At 55.9% G+C, this 281-nt stretch carries 1 protein-coding gene; it reads left to right on the top strand.

Annotated features, from left to right (window positions below; translation table 11 throughout):
* Window positions 1-281 (top strand): malic enzyme-like NAD(P)-binding protein (locus NDO48_RS29120; RefSeq protein ID WP_323848136.1); only part of this gene is annotated, 281 nt, incomplete at both ends.

The raw sequence follows: 281 nt of genomic DNA, 5'->3' as shown, positions 1-281 counted from the left end.
CATTTGCACCGGTCGTTCTGACTATCCGAACCAGGTGAACAACGTCCTGTGCTTCCCGTTCATCTTCCGTGGCGCGCTGGACGTTGGCGCAACCGCCATCAACGAAGAGATGAAACTGGCGGCGGTACGTGCGATTGCAGAACTCGCCCATGCGGAACAGAGCGAAGTGGTGGCTTCAGCGTATGGCGATCAGGATCTGAGCTTTGGTCCGGAATACATCATTCCAAAACCGTTTGATCCGCGCTTGATCGTTAAGATCGCTCCTGCGGTCGCTAAAGCCG

The organism is Aminobacter sp. MET-1, assembly GCF_026521175.1.
GTDB lineage: Bacteria > Pseudomonadota > Alphaproteobacteria > Rhizobiales > Rhizobiaceae > Aminobacter.
Note: the sequence above shows the minus strand (reverse complement) of the source record. Positions and strands in the feature narration are given on the sequence as shown.